The 16,606-nt window shown below is 68.6% G+C and carries 18 protein-coding genes; 2 read left to right on the top strand and 16 right to left on the bottom strand.

Translation table 11 applies throughout. The features are described from left to right. Positions 1-9 precede the first annotated feature (9 nt). The 16 genes from JL475_RS00565 to JL475_RS00490 form a co-directional block, all read right to left on the bottom strand. Positions 10-1,023, bottom strand: a complete 1,014-nt coding sequence (locus JL475_RS00565) for a hypothetical protein (RefSeq protein WP_202273947.1) — start codon at positions 1,021-1,023, stop codon at positions 10-12. Between the two features lie 2 nt (positions 1,024-1,025). Next, positions 1,026-2,198 carry a siphovirus ReqiPepy6 Gp37-like family protein gene (locus JL475_RS00560; protein WP_202273946.1) on the bottom strand — a complete coding sequence of 391 codons (1,173 nt, stop codon included), beginning with the start codon at positions 2,196-2,198 and terminating at the stop codon, positions 1,026-1,028. A 10-nt stretch (positions 2,199-2,208) separates the two neighbouring features. After that, entirely contained in the window at positions 2,209-3,150 is a 942-nt protein-coding gene (locus JL475_RS00555; protein WP_307824912.1) for a phage tail domain-containing protein, read from the bottom strand. A gap of 1 nt (position 3,151) precedes the next feature. Then, positions 3,152-8,974, bottom strand: coding sequence for a peptidoglycan DD-metalloendopeptidase family protein (locus tag JL475_RS00550; protein ID WP_202273945.1), 5,823 nt, complete (start codon positions 8,972-8,974; stop codon positions 3,152-3,154). 13 nt (positions 8,975-8,987) lie between these two features. Continuing rightward, positions 8,988-9,359 (bottom strand): hypothetical protein, encoded by a 372-nt coding sequence (locus tag JL475_RS00545; protein ID WP_237405842.1) that lies wholly within the window; start codon positions 9,357-9,359, stop codon positions 8,988-8,990. 35 nt (positions 9,360-9,394) lie between these two features. Next, the gene (locus JL475_RS00540; protein ID WP_202273943.1) at positions 9,395-9,823 is read right to left on the bottom strand and encodes a hypothetical protein; all 429 of its coding nucleotides are present in this window, start codon (positions 9,821-9,823) and stop codon (positions 9,395-9,397) included. Positions 9,824-9,925: 102 nt separating this feature from the next. Further along, on the bottom strand, positions 9,926-10,516 hold the full coding sequence (locus JL475_RS00535; RefSeq protein WP_202273942.1) for a phage tail protein: 591 nt from the start codon (positions 10,514-10,516) through the stop codon (positions 9,926-9,928). 10 nt (positions 10,517-10,526) lie between these two features. Next, complete coding sequence (locus tag JL475_RS00530; RefSeq protein WP_202273941.1) at positions 10,527-10,958, bottom strand: hypothetical protein; 432 nt, start codon at positions 10,956-10,958, stop codon at positions 10,527-10,529. Positions 10,959-10,960: 2 nt separating this feature from the next. Beyond that, a complete protein-coding gene (locus tag JL475_RS00525; RefSeq protein ID WP_202273939.1) occupies positions 10,961-11,281 on the bottom strand; it encodes a hypothetical protein in 321 nt (106 codons plus the stop codon). A 14-nt stretch (positions 11,282-11,295) separates the two neighbouring features. Further along, positions 11,296-11,634: an HK97 gp10 family phage protein gene (locus JL475_RS00520; protein WP_237405841.1), complete on the bottom strand. Its 339-nt coding sequence runs from the start codon at positions 11,632-11,634 to the stop codon at positions 11,296-11,298. After that, complete coding sequence (locus tag JL475_RS00515; protein ID WP_202273937.1) at positions 11,634-11,972, bottom strand: head-tail adaptor protein; 339 nt, start codon at positions 11,970-11,972, stop codon at positions 11,634-11,636. The genes JL475_RS00520 and JL475_RS00515 overlap by 1 nt, the downstream gene beginning before the upstream one ends. Beyond that, entirely contained in the window at positions 11,972-12,343 is a 372-nt protein-coding gene (locus tag JL475_RS00510; RefSeq protein WP_202273934.1) for a hypothetical protein, read from the bottom strand. The genes JL475_RS00515 and JL475_RS00510 overlap by 1 nt, the downstream gene beginning before the upstream one ends. A gap of 4 nt (positions 12,344-12,347) precedes the next feature. After that, the gene (locus JL475_RS00505; RefSeq protein WP_202273932.1) at positions 12,348-12,695 is read right to left on the bottom strand and encodes a hypothetical protein; all 348 of its coding nucleotides are present in this window, start codon (positions 12,693-12,695) and stop codon (positions 12,348-12,350) included. After that, positions 12,695-13,075 (bottom strand): hypothetical protein, encoded by a 381-nt coding sequence (locus tag JL475_RS00500; protein ID WP_202273930.1) that lies wholly within the window; start codon positions 13,073-13,075, stop codon positions 12,695-12,697. The genes JL475_RS00505 and JL475_RS00500 overlap by 1 nt, the downstream gene beginning before the upstream one ends. Positions 13,076-13,128: 53 nt before the next feature. Beyond that, the gene (locus JL475_RS00495) at positions 13,129-13,986 is read right to left on the bottom strand and encodes a phage capsid protein (RefSeq protein WP_202273928.1); all 858 of its coding nucleotides are present in this window, start codon (positions 13,984-13,986) and stop codon (positions 13,129-13,131) included. A gap of 18 nt (positions 13,987-14,004) precedes the next feature. Then, positions 14,005-14,790, bottom strand: coding sequence for a hypothetical protein (locus JL475_RS00490; protein ID WP_202273926.1), 786 nt, complete (start codon positions 14,788-14,790; stop codon positions 14,005-14,007). A 148-nt stretch (positions 14,791-14,938) separates the two neighbouring features. On the opposite strand from JL475_RS00490, the gene JL475_RS00485 reads away from it, so the two are divergent. Next, positions 14,939-15,808 (top strand): hypothetical protein, encoded by an 870-nt coding sequence (locus JL475_RS00485; RefSeq protein WP_237405840.1) that lies wholly within the window; start codon positions 14,939-14,941, stop codon positions 15,806-15,808. Further along, the gene (locus tag JL475_RS00480; RefSeq protein ID WP_202273921.1) at positions 15,808-16,326 is read left to right on the top strand and encodes a hypothetical protein; all 519 of its coding nucleotides are present in this window, start codon (positions 15,808-15,810) and stop codon (positions 16,324-16,326) included. Before JL475_RS00485 ends, JL475_RS00480 begins: the two co-directional genes overlap by 1 nt. Positions 16,327-16,606: the final 280 nt, after the last annotated feature.

Below are 16,606 nucleotides of genomic sequence, written 5' to 3'. Positions count from 1 at the left end.
CTTTCGGGGTCAGTCGGTCCAGTAGGAGCCGTCGATGGTCAGGACGTCGCCGTTGCGAATGTTGTGCGGCTGGTTCGTGAGCATGCTGAAGCTGTTCGGCATGGAGGAGCTGGTGGTGCCGTTCGTCATGGAGTAGCGCAGGCGGGCGATTCGGGCCCGCGACGTGGTCGGGAAGACCATGCCGATACCGATCGCGGTGCCCTCCCCGTTCATCGACGAGAAGTTCCACGTGAACAGGCTCCGGTGGGCCAGCGTGGCGGGCAGGCCGGGCGGCAGGGACACCTCGAGCGGATCCGGGTACGCCGGGGGGTTGCCGGTCGGCTCGAGCTGGATGGTCACGTCGACGCGTTTACCGCGCGCCTGGTAGCGGCCGACGTTCACACTGCCGGACCCCCAGTTGACGGTGGAGTTTCCGGCCGTCCATACGGGCGTGTAGGTGGAGTCGTCGACGCCCTGGGTGGCCATCCACCGCCACGCGGCGCCATCACCGACGTACAGCTTGCCGTCCTCGAGGAGGAGTTGCCCCTTGGCGGCGGGCGGTCGGGCTCCGGCGATGGACGGCAGGACACCACGGTCGGTAAGCCACCGCCGGTCCAGCACGTTGGCGGCGGTCACCACCGATGCACCGGCTGCCACCGTGCATTGGGCGAGGGGGATCTCCCATACACCGGTCTCGCTCTGGGTGAGGGTGGGTGCGCTGGTGCCGCCCGCCTTGTACACGGCGGTAACTGTTTTCGCGGCCTGGTCGGCGCGGAGGATGACGAGGTCGATGCGGGCGGCGCCGCCGGCGTTGGCGGGCACGGTCAGGTTCTTCGCCGCGTCGTTGTGGTAGTAGAAGCCGTTGACGAAGGCATGCCCGGCGGCGACGGTGACGGTGGTGGTGCCGGAGCCGGTGACCTTGAGGGCAGTACTGCTGGCGTCGAGGGCGTGGACGCCGTCGAGGCCCCATCGCCTCGCCATGCGTGACCATTGGATCTGGGTGTTGATCGGGGAGCCGTCGAACGGCGCGGAGAACTCAGCCATGGTCAGGCCGCCTTCCTGGTTTTGAGGCGCCCGACGTCACGCTTGAGGCGGGCGATGTACTGGTAGATGCGGGCGACCGCGCCCTCGCCGCCGTCACCGCCGACGGTCGCTTTCACGGTGGAGCCGCCGACCGTGCTGGTGAGGGTGACCTCGCGGACGATGTCCGTGTACCAGGCGCCGCCGCGGAGTTGGGCGGAGACGGTGTCGCCGACGTTGTAGTCGCGTCCGTAGCGCAGCAGCGGCAGGTCGATCGGGGAGATGGCCAGGGACCCTTGCCCGGCGCCGTTCGTCAACGCCTCCTCAGCTGCCTGGTCCATCTGCGCCGCGAGGTCCACGCTGGCGGAGTCGACGGACGTCTGGTCGACGAACTGCTCAAGAACCAAGCCGGGCCACAACGGGTCAGCACGGTCGTAGGTCTTGCAGACGCGGGGGCTGGTGCCGCCGCCTGCGACGACGATGGCACGGGTGCAGGTGGGCGGGGTCGTGCTGTAGGAGGCGTCGGTCAAGTTGCCGAGGCCGAAGGAGAAGCGGGCGGTGCCGCTGAGGTTGGCGGGTTGGAACACCTGGAACTGCAGGCTGCTGCCGACTTGGATGACGCGGAAGCCGAGCCCTGCCGCCGCCGCAATGTCCTGCAAGACGGTCAACAGGTTGTCGAACTGGTTGACCTCCCGCACCAGCGGCCCGCCGCGGGCGCCGTTGGTGGCGAGGGTGAGCAGTGGGTTGCGGCGGCTCGCGAGCGCCCCGGGGCCGGCGTTCAGGTTGACCAAGTTCCGCATGCCGGTTTCCGCCGCCGCGACGTTGATTTTGTAAACGGACGCGGTCTGCGATCCGATGGCTGCGGTTGGGGAGGGCCAGCAGGTGTAGCGGGCGAGCACCTCGTCGTCGGAGATGGCGCCCACGGTGAGCCTGCCCGCGCCGGAGTCGGATTCGGAGCGGGACCAGTCGACGGTGCGGATCGGGCCGGAGAGGACCGTCTCGCCCGTCGGGGTCTGCACGATCAGCCCGTTGCCCTCGGCGAGCAGCGGTGCGGATGGCGAGTCGGCGGAGATCTCTAGGCTCATCGAGCCGATGGCGTTGTGGCGGGGTACGACGGTGAGCTGCGTGTAGTCGGCGACCTGCCCGATCCGCTGCAGCGTGCTGTTGCGGACGTACACCCGGAGCGCAGTGGATTCCATGGCCAGCCCCCTACGACGCCAGGTAGCGGGGCTGGTAGGTCATGGAGACGCTCGTCGCCGACGTCGATCCGTCGACGACCAAGTTGAGCCGGTTCTCGCCCTCGTCGAGCGGCCACAGCTCGGAGGCCGTGGACAGGTCCGGCCACAGGTTCGTGACCCCGTTGAGGAGCGCGGTCTGACGCCGTTCGCGGGTGTCGATGACGATCGCGTCCGCGCCCGTGATGGTGCGAGTCAGGACGATGATGCGGCCGGTCGTCTGGTTGGTGAGCGTGACCTTCGTGGCGGGGCCCTGGATCGTCCACACGGGGTAAGCGACGTCGTCGCCCGGATTGGTGACGGTGACCTCGCCGAGCACCTGGCTGTCGCCCACGATGAGCGGCAGGACCGGGAAGAACTCCGCGTCCGAGCCGGCCTTCCACGAGTGAGTGACTTCGCCGCCGATCCAGTACGGGGAGGGCACGCCGAACGTCAGTGCGTTGATGCACCAGCGCTCGCCGGCCGCGTCGAGGGACTCGTCGCCTTCGAGGCCGCCGGTGTAGTAGGCGCCGATGGAGCGGGTGGCTCCGTCCGGCTCGGTCAGCGTCAACGTGCCGACGCCCCGCTTGGGGTTCAGCGAGTTGATCAGCTTGCGGCGGCGTTCCTTGTACGCCTGCCGGGAGTCCTCAGCCCAGAACGCGATCGGCAGGATGATCTCCTTGCCTTGGGCGCGGACGTCCCGCAGCTCGTAGCCGTCGATGCCCGGCGACTCGTCCGTCGCGAACGTGTACTCCGGCATGTCCAAGCCCTTGGCGCCGGGCTGGAGCAGCCACCCGTTCTCCCAGTCCGAGAAGACCGTGACGACGCCCCGTGGGTCGGTGAAGGCGACCTGCGGCATCTGGTTGATGAGCGTGGGCCAGGGCGGACCCTGCTGCTCCTCGGGCGGGACATGGACGGAGGGAACCAGGATCGGCACGTCAGACCACCACCGTTCGGTTCAGCATGTCGTCCATGGCGAGCGCGTCGAGGACGCTCTTGCGGGAGGCGACCTCGCGGGTTGTCGCCTGGTAGTGGAGGTGCCGGTCGCCGCCGTTGACGGTGCGCTGGCTGGACTGGACGCGAGTGGTGGTGGCTGCCGCGGTGGAGCGGACCGTGTTCGCCATGCGGGCTGCCGCGCGGGCGGCCTGCGGGATGGTGGCTTCGACGCCGCCGGAGAACCCGAGGCCGGTGAAGCGGCCGAGGGCGTGAAGGATCCGCGACGGGGACTTGATTTTCAGTTCGACCTTGATGGTCTTCTGGATCGCCTTCGCGATCTTCGCCATCTGCTGCTCGATGGCCTTCTGCGTCGACGCGAGGCCGGTGAGGTAGCCCTTGCCGGAGTTGGCGCCTGCGTCGTACATGGCGTCTGCGGCATCCTTGCCGAACTGGCCGGTGGCCTTGTCGATGGACGCCTGCACCGTGTTGATGGCCTTGAAGTCCGCCGGGGTCGCGTCGACGAGGGCCTGGGCGTAAGCCGCGCCCTGCTCCGGCCCGGCGCTGATGATCTGCTGCAGCAGGCTCTTGTTGAGGCCGCGCTTGTTGAGGAGTTGCAGGTTCTTCCCGAACGTCTTCAGCTGCCCGAGCCGCACCTTCAGCCCGCCCAGGATGCCGGACGCATCGAACGTGTTCCCCGCGTTCGGCAGGCCGGTCATGCTCGTGAAGCCGACGGCCTGCTCCGTAGCGTCCTTGGCGAGTTCCTTCGCCGACGCCATCTTTGCGGCGATCGCATCCCGCTGCTTGGCCAGCGTCTGGAGCTGCTTGTTCGTGCGACTGATCTGCGCCAACAGCTTGTTGTCCAGGGTGGTCTTGACGCCCTTGAACGCGTTCCGGACTGCCGTCGCGACCTTCGTCATCGACGTGTTGATGGCGGTGGCGGTGCCCGCCAGGCTCTTCAGGAAGTCGCCGCCGACGGATGCGGCGATGGGCCCGGTGTCGATGCGTTTCCCGCCGACGCGGATGATGCCGCCCTTGGCGTAGCCGCGGGGCAGGCCGCGCCGGATACCGACCACGCCGCCTCGGCTGTAGCCGCCGGGCCGGTTGTACGCCTTCGCCAGGGAGCCGTAGCGGGCGAGCGCGTACCGCATCGAGCTGTAGATGTTGGCGAGCGGGTCGACGGAGACGCCGTGCATGAACGGGCCGGTCTTGCGGTACCGGCCTGCGTAGGCGGCGAACGTTCCGCGGATGACCTGCATAAGGCCGACGCTGGGGTGTCCGGCTCGGGCGTTGGAGTCCCACAGGTTGACGGCGCGCGGGTTGCCCCCGCTCTCTTGGTTCATGCGGCGCAGCGTCGTGTTGACCAGGCTCATGGACTGGTTGAGCTGGCCGAGGGCGTTGCGGACGGTTCCCGCCCACCGCTGCACGCCCTTGCCGCCGACGTCGCCGCCGGACAGGTACGGCATGGGGTCGACGCTCTTGCCGTTGAGTCGGGCCTCGAGGTGGAGGTGCGGGCCGGTGACGTTGCCGGTGGCGCCCACGGAGCCGATGCGCTGGCCGCGCTTGACGCCTTCCCCGGCTCGGGCGGCCATGGCGGACATGTGCGCGTACAGCGAGGCGAGCCCGCCGCCGTGGTTGATGGTGAGGTGCTTGCCGTAGGGGCCGCCGCTCCTGGCCGCGCTCACCGTGCCGTTGTCGACGGCCACGATCTTCGTGCCGGTCGCCGCCGGAATATCCAGACCGGTGTGCCGGCCGGACGACCACATGCGGCCGGCCACCCCGAACTTCGTGCCGTAGGGCGCGTTGACGGGCTTGAGCCACTGCCCGGACGCCTCCGGGATGTCCTTGCCGCGGATGTAGTCGATGGCCTTGTCGATCAGGTTGATCGGGGCGGCGCCGATCGCGCCCTTCCATCCGCCCTTGTCCGAGCCGAGCGCCTTCGTGATGCCCTTCTTGACCGGCTTGAAAGCCTTCTCTGCGAGGTCTGCCAACCCACCGCGGACCGCGTCCTTGCCCTTGTTGAGGGCGTCGCCGACCTTGGAGGCGATGCCGGAGCCGATGTCGCTGATCGATCCGAAGATGCCGCCCTCGGCGAAGCCGAACTGCATGCGCGCTGCGGCGGGGTTGCGGCCGGAGATGGCGGCCTGGTTCATGGCGTGGAGGCGGGCGCGTTCGTAGGGGTCGCGCATGACTTCGGAGACGTACACGCCTTCGCCGCGCCGCATGGGGACGAGTTGGTCGTCGCCGTCGCGCCACGTGGACCAGCCGGGGAGGATGCCGCCGCGGGCGAAGCCCTTCGGCATGACCATTTCCTTGAGCTCCGGGACGCCGGGGATCTTCGCTGCGGTCTTGTTCCAGACCTTCACGACGCCCTTGTTGTAGACGGTCTCGATCCAGAACTTGATGGGCTTCTTGACCAGGTCTTTGATGCCGTCCCAGATCTTGCCGATGCCGTCGCGGATGCCGCGGAACATCTCCTTGATCTTGTCGCCGAATCCGGAGACGCCCTTCTTGACGCGGTCCCAGGCGTCGGAGGCGATCGATTTGACGCGCCCCCAGAAGGAGTCCCAGATCTTGACGGCCCCGTCCTTGAGGTCGCGGAAGAAGCCGACGACGCCGTCCTTGATGGTGCGGACAAGGTCCTTGACCCATCGCCACATCTTCTTGAACCAGTTGACGGCGCCGTTGACGATGTCGGGGATGATGCTGTGTCCGAGGAGTTTGTCCCACAGCCAGTAGAAGCCGTCAAAGATCATCTTGACACCCTTGGTGAGGATGTCGACGAACCACGTGATCCCGCCGATCACCTTGTTCATGATCGGCACAAGCAGGCCGATCGCCCCACCCAGCACCTTGGTGAAGAGTCCGGCCAGCAGGACGATCAGCGGCATCAGTGGGGTGATCACCTGCATGGCGAGCGTGATCAGCGACAGGGCGAGTTCCGTCAGCGGCGGTAGCAGCGGCAGCAGCGCCGTCAGGAGTTGCGGGAACAGCGGCACGAGCTGCGCGAACAACTGGCCGACCAGTTGGAAAGCCGGGACGAGGGCCTGCACGATCGGCACGATGGCGGTGACCAGGGCGCCGATGAGCGGGGTGAGGATCTCCCCGAGCGTCGCCATCATGGGGGCGATCGCGGCGACGATCACCGCGATCAGTTCGCCGATCGGCTGGAGCAGCGGCAGCAGCTGCACCGCCACATCCGCGATGACTCCGATGACGTCGCCGATGACCGGCATCAGCGCTTCGATGACCGGCATCAGGGCCTTGCCGAGGGTCTCGAAGATGTCCGCGAGGACCGGGCCAAGCTGCTCGGCCAGCTTCACGATCACCGGGGCCATGGCGGCCAGCAGCGGCAGCACCGCCTGAAGCGCGGCACCCAGCGCCCCGGCCAGCAGCCCCGCGACCGCATTCAGCGCCCGGAAGATCTCCGTGAGCGCCGACTGCACCTCGGGCATCTCGACGACGCGGCGGATCTCCTTGATGGCCTGCCCGATGACGCCGAAGAAGTCGCCACCCGCCTCGCCCGCAGCATCGAAAATCGCGCCGAAGATCGCGCCCAGGTCAGCGAGCACCCCACCGAACTGCACGGCCACATCGAGGGCAGTACTGATGGCTTTCTCGAGACGCCCGTCCTCGAACGACTTGCCCAGTTTCTCCATCGTCCGGTCCATGGCGCCGGCCAGGCCCTTGGTGATGCGGTCCATGGCTGGCTGCGCCGCCACGGACAACTGGGCGAACCCGGTGACCATCTGGCCGGGCACCTTGGAGAGGTTGCCGAGACTGGAGCGGACGCCGTCGAAGACCTTCCCCAGCGTGCCCGTCTTCTCCAAGTTGGAGACAGCACCGAGGGCGTTCTTACCCATCAGGTTCAGCTGATCCGCGGCACCCATGAGGCCGGTACGGACCGTGGGCAGGATCTGCGTCCCCACCTGCTGAAGACGTGCGCCCAGGCCAGAGAACAGGCTGTCCTGCACGTCGAGCTTCATGCCGCGCCAGGCGGGCGCCATCTCTCGCAGCGTGTTGACGAAGCCCCGCGCGTTCGGGCTGAGCTTGTCCATCGCCTCGGAGAACTTCGACGTCTGCGCGGCGGCGCTCTCCTGCGCCTCGGCGACCTGCCGGACCGCATCCGCTACCGCCCGCTGCGCATCAGCAACCTGCCGCTGACCTTCCGCCTGCGCCTGCGCAACGCCCCGCTGCGCGTCGGCCAAGGCGCGCTCACGGTCGGCGACCTGCTCGTTGGCCCCGGCGATCTGCCGCTTGGCATCCGTGACGGCTTTCGCACCCTCGACACCGGCCCGGTTCGCGGCAGCCGTGTCCTGCTCGAGACGCGCAAGTTCGGTGCGCTGCTGGTCGAGGGACTGCATCGACCGCTGGTGGGCGAGTTCGGCCTGCTGGATCTGCAGCTGGGTGGCGGCCGGATCGCTGCGGACGGCCTGCAGGTCGAGTTCGGCCTGCTGTACGGCGAGGGTAGCTTCCTGCTCGGACAGGCGGCCCGACTCGAGCTGCTGGTTCATGTCCTGCAGATCACGGGTGGCCTGCCGTCGTGCGGCGGTCAGATCCTGCTGGGCCTGGCGGGCGTCACGCTGGGCGCGGGAAAGGTCCCGTTCGGCGTCGGTGACCTGCCGGTTGGCCTGCGCGACACGTTCGGCAGCCTGCCGCTGCGCATCCTGCACGGCCCGCTGCGCGCGGGCGAGGGACCGCTGTGCGTTCTCCACCTGCTTGGTCGCAGAGGCGGCTTTCGTGGCCTCGGAGCCGACAGGCTGGAAGGCGGCTTTGATGGCGTCGCCGACACCGCTGGTGCCGACCTTGATGGCGGCGAACCCGCCGATGAGGAGCCCGAGCGCTGGGGCTGCGGTGGCGGCGAGCGGCCCCATCTGGGCGATGACGGACCCGAGGGAGGCGATCGCGGGCAGGGCGGACAGGGCTGCGGTACCGATGGCAGCGATACGTGCCGGGAGGGAGGACAGGGCGCTCCCTCCCCCACCGCCTCCCCCTCCGAGGTTGCCGAGTGCCCCGGTGAGGGCCGCGAGCCCGGTGGAACGCACCCGGACGTTGGCGGTGCGGTCGCGGGTGAGGAACGTGAGGGCCGTGTTCGCGGCGGCCGTGTCTGCGCGCGCCTGCACGGTCATCTGCCTGCGGCGGGTCAGGTTGGCGAGGCTGTCGGCAGCCACCCGGGTATCGACGTCGACACCGATCCGCACCTGCCTGCGCTGGATCAGGTTCTTGATCTCGTTGGCGCCAACACGGGTGTCGACCGAGGCCCGGATGTTGACGACGCGGTCCTTGCACAGCTTGTCGAGGGCGGTCTCGACCTTCTTCGCTGCGGTTTCGTCGTAGACGGGCTTGATCGAAACCGTGCTATCGCGCGTGATCTTCTTGAGTGTGAACTCGGCGGCGGTGATGTCCAGATCGACCTTGACGTCGATGGTGCGCGACGCGACAAGCTTGTCGATCTTCTTCTTCGCCGGGTCGTCATCGACGTCGAAGTCGATGTCGATGGTCCGGGCAGCAGTGAGCTTGTCTATCTTCTTCTTGGCGTCACTGTCGTCGACATCGAAGTCGATGCTGATGGTGCGCGGGGCGGTGAGCTTGTCGAGTGCCTTCTTCGCGGGCTCCGTGTCGAGGTCGATGGTGACCTGGACGGTGGGCTTCAGCTTGGCGAGTTTCTCTTTGATCTGCGCGCTGATGAGGTCGCCGGCTGTGTCTCCGGCGTCGATGGCGGGCTGGCGGATGGCCTTGGGGAGTTCGACCTTGAGTAGGTCGCCGAACTTGGACGTGTCGGGTATGAGTGATACCCGGGTGCGTCCGACGACGGTCGCCTCTGCCATGCCGCCCTCCCCTCTACTGCGCTGTTTCGAGTTCGGCGATCCGTGCCCGCCACTGGTCGATCTCTGCCTGGTCGTCCTGCCGCTGGCCGGGCGAGAAGCTGTTCAGGTACTGCTCGGTGCGCTGCTGCGCCTCCGCACGCGCCTCGTCGTCCACGTCGTGCGCCTCCAGTACCGGCGGGTGGATGGGTTCCATCTCCGGCGGCCGACCCTTGAGGTGGGCGGTCCACAGGATGCGGACGACCATCAGCAGGGCGTTGTACTGGGCTGCGGCGAGGAACGTGGCGCTGTCCCAGCGGCGGCCTTCCGTGTCGCCTGCGAGTGCGGCTTTGGTGGCGGAGTCCTCGGGGAGGGCCTGGACGAGGTCGCGGAGTTCCGCCCAGGTCATCGAGCCCTCCCCCCACGACATGGCCCAGAACTCGCTTAGGCGACGGCCGGGGTAGTAGCGCTGGATGTCGGCGCGGACGGCTCCTGCGTGCTCGTCGAGGAGCTGGAGGAGCCAGATCCTTCCCCCTGCTCGGTGCCCGCCTCCTTGCTCAGCTCCTCGATCAGTTCCTTCAGTTCGCCGACGGTGAGCTGCGCCGTCTTCACCAGCTCGTCGAATGCCTCCGGCGGGGAGGCGACCTTGCGGAGGACGTCGAGGTTGGCGTTCTCGCCGTCCTCTTCGACGCTGCGGATGACCTCGACGGGCCAGAAGTCCTGGGTGAGGAAGGAGCAGACGCGCTCCTCGCTGGTCTCGGGCAGGCTGCCGGGCACCTCGAAGACGAGGTCGACGTACTTGATGCCTGCGGCCTCGGCGATCTGGGCGCGCATCTGCTGGAGGCGGATGACCTTGCGGTTCGGCTTGGACACGGGAGCTTCCTTCTCGGGCAGGGGCGGGGCGGGGGCGTGCAGGTGGCCCGTCGTGCCGCCCCCGCCCAGGAGATGAGCGCGACGGACCACCAGTTCGGGGGGTTACGGAGTCTCGGGCTCCGGCAGCACGACCTCGGTGATCTGGTGCTGCACGCTCTGTGCACCACCCGGCGCCGCCAAGGCCGTGAAGGTCATGCCGAAGTTCGAGGAGTCCTCGGAGGAGTGCTTGATGGCTTCGCGGTCGGACACGCCACAGCGGGCGATCATGATGCGGTGCCGCTTCCCCGACATGATCACGTCCAGGCCGAGGGCGATCTCCACCGTGTCCGCGAGCGAGCCGGAGCCGAAGCTGAGAAACTGCTTCTTGCCCGTGGCCGACGGTGTCGACGTCATGTTGGCCAGGCTGACCTGGTAGTACAACGACAGGAGGTGAGCCGTCGTCTGCCGGAAAACCAACTTGAACGTCTGCGTCCTCTTGCGCGCGAGGTCGATGACCGGGGCGTCCTCACCCCACGCGTCGAGCTGCGTGCGCTCCTCCTCGAGCGCCTCCTCGAGCCCGTCGGGGGTCACAAAACCCATGTCGGTGAAGTCGGAGCCCCACGGCTCCTCGGGGCCGGTCGGAAACGTTGAGCCGACTTCGCCCATGTAGGCCTTGCCGGCGGTGCCGACGATGATGGTGGATGCGTCGCCCACGGTGGGCCTCCTAGCTGATCGGTCGGGGTGGGCTGACGCTCATCCCCAGAGTCATGCCGACGCGCCACAGGTCGGCGTTCGGGTCTTCGGGCCGGTCCTGCGGGCCGGTTTCCTGGCTGATGCCGGTGACGATCCCGTCCGCGGTCATGCGGCCGGGCAGGAGCTCCCAGGCGGCGCAGACGCGGCGGGCGAGGTGCATCGCCTTGTCGTCGCTGGTGGCGTAGCAGTCGATGGAGAAGCGCGGGTTGTCCCTGCTGGCCGGGTCGGCCCAGCCGCGCACGTCCGCCACCCCGCCGATCCGCAGCACCCGCACCGCAGGCAGCGCGGCGTTCAGGGCCGCGCCCTCCGGGAGCTGCCCGGTGACGTGCACGTCCGGCAGGTCGGCAGCCAACAGTTCGATGGCGATCTGCTTGCCGTCGGGAAGGACAACCGGCGCGCTCACGGTCAGGCCACCGTGGTCTTGGAGTCGACCTGCTGCACCCAGTCGATGAGTTCCTGCTTGGTGGCCTTGTTGGCCTTGGACTCGTCGTAGCCGCGCTTGATGGCGTAGGCCCGCCACTCGTCGACCTTCGCCGTCTCGGCGGGCTTGCCGTCGGCGACGGTGGTCGGGGTGGTCGTCTCGGGGGTGGGCTCCGGCTCGTCGACCTGGACGGCGAACCCCTTCCACCTGTGCACCTCGTCGGCGGGTACGTCGACGAGGTCGCCGGGCTGCTTGTCGTCCCGCCAGAACGTGAGCTTCATCTTCACGGTGTCGCCGTCGGCCATCGGTATCTCCTTCATCAGTGATCGCCGCCAGCGGCGTCGAGTGCGGTCGAGAGGGTGTAGCGGGGCGGGTGGATGGAGCGGCCGTTGCGGTCGGTCTGCCTGGTCCCCCACTCCACATAGATCGCGTAGTGGGTGTTGGCCTCGACATGGACGCTGCCGTCAGGGTCGGCCTGCTCCAGGCGGTGAATGCGGGACCGGTACAGGCCCGTGTCCACCGGGGCGATCTGCTGGGCCACCTCGACGACCTTGTCCATGCGGCCCTTCAAGTCCTCCTGCACCTCGTCGATGAGCGGCAGTTCGAACTCGATCGCCTCGTAGTCGACATCGACGTCGACTGAGACTTGGGTGGCCATCAGCCCGCCACCTCCTTGAGGTCGACGACCTGCCCCGACAGCGGGCCCGCCCCCTCCGGCTCGGCAGGAACGCCGTCGACGTCCCAAGTCCGGTCCTGCCACTTGACGCGCATCCACTCCGTCACCCGCGGCGCGCGCGGCGGCATGAACAGGCGGGCCGTCGTCACCGTCTGATCGCTCGCGTTCTTCGTCTCCGACGAGCCCGTGTAGTCGACCGTCACCCGCCGCACCTCGGTCTCGGTCGCCGCATCCCAGTCGCGGACCTGCTTGTTGTAGGCCTCCGTGACGAGCGGGGCGTCCAGCAGGGTGACGGTCTGGCGTCCGATGTGGCCCGGCATCAGCCCACCACCAGCGGATACACCTGCAGCAAGCCACTGGTGCGCAGCACCGACGCGACCTTCGGCCCCACCTTCGGAGCCGCACCCGCACCCTGACCCACCGTCCGCCGCGTGAAGCTGCGCTGGCCGGTCGACATGGACTGCATGTCGTCCTGCGAGCCTGTCTCGTCCCCGCGGTCCATCAGCCAGTGCACCTGCCGCACCACGGCCTTCCGCAGGATCTCCCGCACGTCAGGGTCGTTCGGGTCGTAGGCGACGCCGTACAGCACCTCATCGACCGCATCCGACGCCAGCTCGAGCAGGCGCACGGCGTTGTCAGGCGCAGGCTCAGGTGCGAGCCACGCCTCGAGGTCGCTGACGGACGCGTACATGGCCTTACTCCCCCGACTCCTGGTGGGCGTCCTCATAGGTCGCCACCCAGTCCTGAAGGTCGCTCTTGGTGGAGTCCGCGGCGTCGCCCTCGGGCATGCCGAGGCTGACGGCGTAGGCGCGCCAGTCGTCGACCTTGCCGTTGGCGTTCGGCCGCTTTACCGACTCCGGGGCCGGCGACGGGCCGTCAGGGCTGGCCTGCTCCTCCGGCGCCTCGGCTACCGGCTCCCGCTCGGGCTCCTCATCGACGGGGACGAGGTGGCCCTTGCGGATCTGGTCGGCCATCTGCGGCGACAGCGGCTCGTCCAGGTGCAGGCGCAGACCGCCCGCACCCTGATACTCGCGGGCCGCCATCACAGGCCAGCCTTCGGGAGCTGAAGCACGGTGATGGTGCCGGTGAACCCGGACTCGAAGTCGACGTGCATCGTCGAGCCGCGCTGCTGGAAGCGGGCGCTGGTGAACGGGCCCAGGAGCTCGGAGCCGGTGTTGGCGCCGACGGACTGGACGTAGTCGCCCGACCCGGCCAGCCAGGACTGGCGCCCAGCGCCCGCCCGGACGGTGACGGTCTTCGCGCTGGCCGCCGTGTTGTTGACCCGCAGCAGGGTGCGCTCCGGGTCGACGCCGTTGATGACGACGCCGTTGGTGACGAGGGTGGCGTCGATCGTCGTCCCGGCCGGGGAGGTGAGGTGGCCGTTCGCGACGAGCTTGCTGTAGGGGACTGCGGTACGAGGCATGGGAGGACTCCCGGGTCAGGATCGGATACGGCGACGAGAAGCACGCCGGGAGGTCATGCGGGATCGATGAACGCCACCGCGATACCGGTCGGCCGCAGCAGCTTCGCGCCGTACACGTGCAGCCCGCGGACGCCGTCGGCGATCGTGTTCTGCAGGCGCAGCGCCTCCGTCTCGAGGATCTGCTCCGCATACGTGATCGCACCCGGGTAGCCGGCCTGGATGACCTGCGTGTCACCGGACGGGACCGGGGTGTTGTTCGACTTGAGGATGTCGAAGCCGGCGGCGCGGCCGACCATGCCGTTGCGGAGGCCGGCCTCGGAGCCGCTCGCGTCGACGCGGACGAAACGGTCGTCCTTGAGGAGAGAGCCCTCGAACTCGGGGGAGACGACGACGTAGCGGCCCTCGGTGGGCACGTTGGCCCGGTCCAGCCTCGTGCGCAGCGGCACGAGCACCTTGTCGTAGGCGTCGGTGGCCGTGCCATGGGTGTTGATCGGCGAGCCGGTGGAGCCGAGCACGTTGGCGGCAGCGGCGCCCGTGTACAGGCTGGCGACGTAGGCGTCCGCGCGGTCGCGCAGCGCGTAGGCGGCGTTCTGCGCCATCTTCGTCATCGGGTTGAGGAGGGCCTGCGCCTTGTCGACGTCGTCCAGGCGGAAGGCGAACGCCTTGGCCTGGTCGATGACGAGGTCGGTACCGGCGGTCTCGACTTCCTCATAGTTGATGTTCGAGCTCTTGTCGTAGTCGAAGATCGTCGGGTCGCCGATGGTGGTGATGTGGACGCTCTGCCCCTGCTGGGAGATCTCGCCCTCGTAGTCGCGGTTGACCAGCCCAGGCTGGGCGTAGACGAGGGCGTTCTCCAGGGCGTCCAGGAGCTGGGCAGACCAGATCTCCGGCTTGAAGTTGTTGATCGACAACGGAGGCTCCTAGGGCCATCAGCCGCTGCCGAGGTAGGCGTTGAGCCTGCCCTCCTGCACGGCCTGGGTGATCTCTTTCGGGGTCATCCGCTTCACGTCCGCTGCACCCAGCTGCCGCTTGCCGCCCGGCGTCCCGTCCATCGGCGCGCCACCCGCAGGAGTGGGGGCCGGCTCCGGCTCGGGCACCTTGGCCGCGAGCTTCTTGTTGGACTCGACTGCCGTCTTCACGGCCTTGCCGACGGCCTCGTCGAACCCGGCATCGGACGGGTCGAGCTTGGCGATGGCGTTGGCGAAGGAGCGCGAGTCGAGCAGGGCATCGGGGTCGCCGCCATGCCGTCCGGCCGTCTTGTAGACGGCGAGCTCCACCTGCGTCTGGCGGGCCTGCTCACGGGACGCCTTGGTCTCTCCGCGGGCCTCGTCCAACTGCTTGGCGAGCTCTTCGGGGGTGGGCGGCTTCTCCTCATCGGTCTCCAGCCCGAACGCCTTGGCCACCCGCTTCATGAGGGTGTCCTGGTCGTCCTTGGCCTTCTGTTCCAGGGCTTCGCGCTTGGCCTTCTCGGCTGCGACGTCACCGCGGAGGTTCTCGACGAGGCGCTCGAACTTGGCCGGGTCGAACTCGCCCTCGAACTTCGGGGTCTTCCCCTTGGGTTCGTCGGCGGACTTCGGCTCGGTGGTCGGTTCGGGCGTGGCGGGTGCGGCCGGCGCTGGCGGCGTCGGTGCGGGGGTGCCTTCGGTCGCGGGCTGAGTGGCCGGCTGGGTGCCGGGCTCGGCGGGTGCGTTCTCGGGCTGGGCGGGGGTCGTCATCTGCGGTGCCTCCTTGGGCGGCCTGCGCGGTCGCGGTGCCTTGATCGCGTCGCGTTAGCCCAGATGTTAACCCTGAACCCGCCTCAATGCTGCACAATCAAAGGTCAAAAGGCAAGATAACCTTTGAATCCAAGAGGGAGGGGGTGTGGTGGACAGCAGCAACATCGCCGACAGGGCCGAACGGCAGTCAGGTACGCTCCGCGACCTCGAGCGCCGCGCCGCCTACGAAGCTGGCCGCCCACTCGCCGCCGCGCTCACCACCGCCCAAGCCGACGCCCTCCGCCGCTGGACACTCGCCGCCGGACCCAGCCGCAACACCCCCGCCGGTGACGCGCTGCGCCAACTCGTCGACTACGTCCGCAAGCTGATCCGCGACGCCTTCAACGGACGCGGCAGACAAGCACGCCGGGACGCCGAACGCGCCGCCTACAACGCCGCACAGCTCGGCACCCGGCAAGCGTCCGCGATCGCCGCCGCCATGCGCGGCCAACCCACCCCACCCGTACAGCCCGACATCGGCGACGAAGCCCAAGCCGCCTGCGACCACATCCCCACCGCCATCGAAGAGGAGCAGCAGGGCGCGCTCGCACTCCTCACCACAGCCGGCCTCACCGCAATGGGCATGGCCGGCCTCAACTCCGCCTTTCAGCGGGCTCGTCGTGCGGTGGGCCGCATCGCCCGCGGGATGGCCGTCGCCGTCACCAGCGCGGCAGCGAACGGGGCCCGGCTCGTCGCCCGCGCCCTCGGCAGCGGTGTCCGCCTGCTGTGGGTTGCCGAGCCCGACGCCTGCGCTGCGTGCCGCGCCTACGCCGGACTGCACATCCGGCCCGGCGGGCTCTTCCCCGGCGGCCTGTCCCTCGACCCGCGGCGCACCGTGTTCCACACGGCAATCCCCGGCCCACCCCGGCATCCGCACTGCCGCTGCGTCACCGTCCCGTGGTCGCCGGACTGGCCGGTCACCGGGACGCCCCTGCCCACCCTTCTGCGCCAGCGCGCACGCACCGCACGGAGATCGTGATGCCTCACGGAGTCATGGCCGAAGACCGCTGGAATGAGTTCCGCGACCTGCACGCGGAAGGCTTGGGCCGGAACATGATCGCCCGCCGGATGGGCATCACCGCCTCGGTGGTTTCACGCACCGCCGATCATCTTGGGCTGACTTTCGACCGGTCGAAGATCCAGGCCGCCGCGGACGCCCGGAAAGCGGACGTGGAGGAGCGGCGCAGCCTCCTCGCCTCGCAGCTCCTGGACATCGCCGAAGACTCCCTCGCACGGATCTACCGGCCGACCACCGTCTACAGCTTCGGCGGCGCGAAGAACGAGTACAACGACCACGTCTTCGACGAAGCGCCCGTCGCGGAGCGCGTCAAGTTGATGACCGCCGCCGCCATCGCCGTCGACAAGTCACTCAAGCTCATCCCGCCGGGCGAGAGCAGCGGAGCAGACGACGCCAAGTCCATGCTCGGCAAGCTCGCCGAAGGCATCGCCGCACTCGCAGCGCAGGGCGACGAGACGCCCATCGACGAGGGCGAGTAACCATGACCGTTTACACCCCAACTGCCCCACAAGAAAGTAGAATTGGCAGGTCAAACCACATAAAGGACCCCGGCAGGTGCGCTAACACCTCCGGGGCATGGCCGACACTTACGAGGAGTGCCGACATGACGAAGCGTACCTGCAGCGTGCCCGAATGCGAACGGAAGCACTACGGGCGAGGCTGGTGCAGGCTCCACTACGAGCGCGCGCGGGCCCACGGCAGCGCCGATCTCCCCAAGCTCGACCTGCCCACGTGCAGCACAGAAGGCTGCGAGCGAGC

This window comes from Streptomyces sp. M2CJ-2, assembly GCF_016757295.1.
GTDB lineage: Bacteria > Actinomycetota > Actinomycetes > Streptomycetales > Streptomycetaceae > Streptomyces.
This window is presented reverse-complemented; position numbering and strand designations above follow the sequence as displayed.

Bases quoted from the DNA above. Each gene is read 5' to 3' on its own strand.
- JL475_RS00490 (WP_202273926.1), bottom strand. From the start codon at position 14,790: ATGACGACCCCCGCCCAGCCCGAGAACGCACCCGCCGAGCCCGGCACC.
- JL475_RS00505 (WP_202273932.1), bottom strand. From the start codon at position 12,695: ATGGCGGCCCGCGAGTATCAGGGTGCGGGCGGTCTGCGCCTGCACCTG.
- JL475_RS00500 (WP_202273930.1), bottom strand. From the start codon at position 13,075: ATGCCTCGTACCGCAGTCCCCTACAGCAAGCTCGTCGCGAACGGCCAC.
- JL475_RS00545 (WP_237405842.1), bottom strand. From the start codon at position 9,359: ATGACCTGGGCGGAACTCCGCGACCTCGTCCAGGCCCTCCCCGAGGAC.
- JL475_RS00550 (WP_202273945.1), bottom strand. From the start codon at position 8,974: ATGGCAGAGGCGACCGTCGTCGGACGCACCCGGGTATCACTCATACCC.
- JL475_RS00510 (WP_202273934.1), bottom strand. From the start codon at position 12,343: ATGTACGCGTCCGTCAGCGACCTCGAGGCGTGGCTCGCACCTGAGCCT.
- JL475_RS00525 (WP_202273939.1), bottom strand. From the start codon at position 11,281: ATGGCCGACGGCGACACCGTGAAGATGAAGCTCACGTTCTGGCGGGAC.
- JL475_RS00480 (WP_202273921.1), top strand. From the start codon at position 15,808: ATGCCTCACGGAGTCATGGCCGAAGACCGCTGGAATGAGTTCCGCGAC.
- JL475_RS00520 (WP_237405841.1), bottom strand. From the start codon at position 11,634: ATGGCCACCCAAGTCTCAGTCGACGTCGATGTCGACTACGAGGCGATC.
- JL475_RS00560 (WP_202273946.1), bottom strand. From the start codon at position 2,198: ATGGAATCCACTGCGCTCCGGGTGTACGTCCGCAACAGCACGCTGCAG.
- JL475_RS00515 (WP_202273937.1), bottom strand. From the start codon at position 11,972: ATGCCGGGCCACATCGGACGCCAGACCGTCACCCTGCTGGACGCCCCG.
- JL475_RS00565 (WP_202273947.1), bottom strand. From the start codon at position 1,023: ATGGCTGAGTTCTCCGCGCCGTTCGACGGCTCCCCGATCAACACCCAG.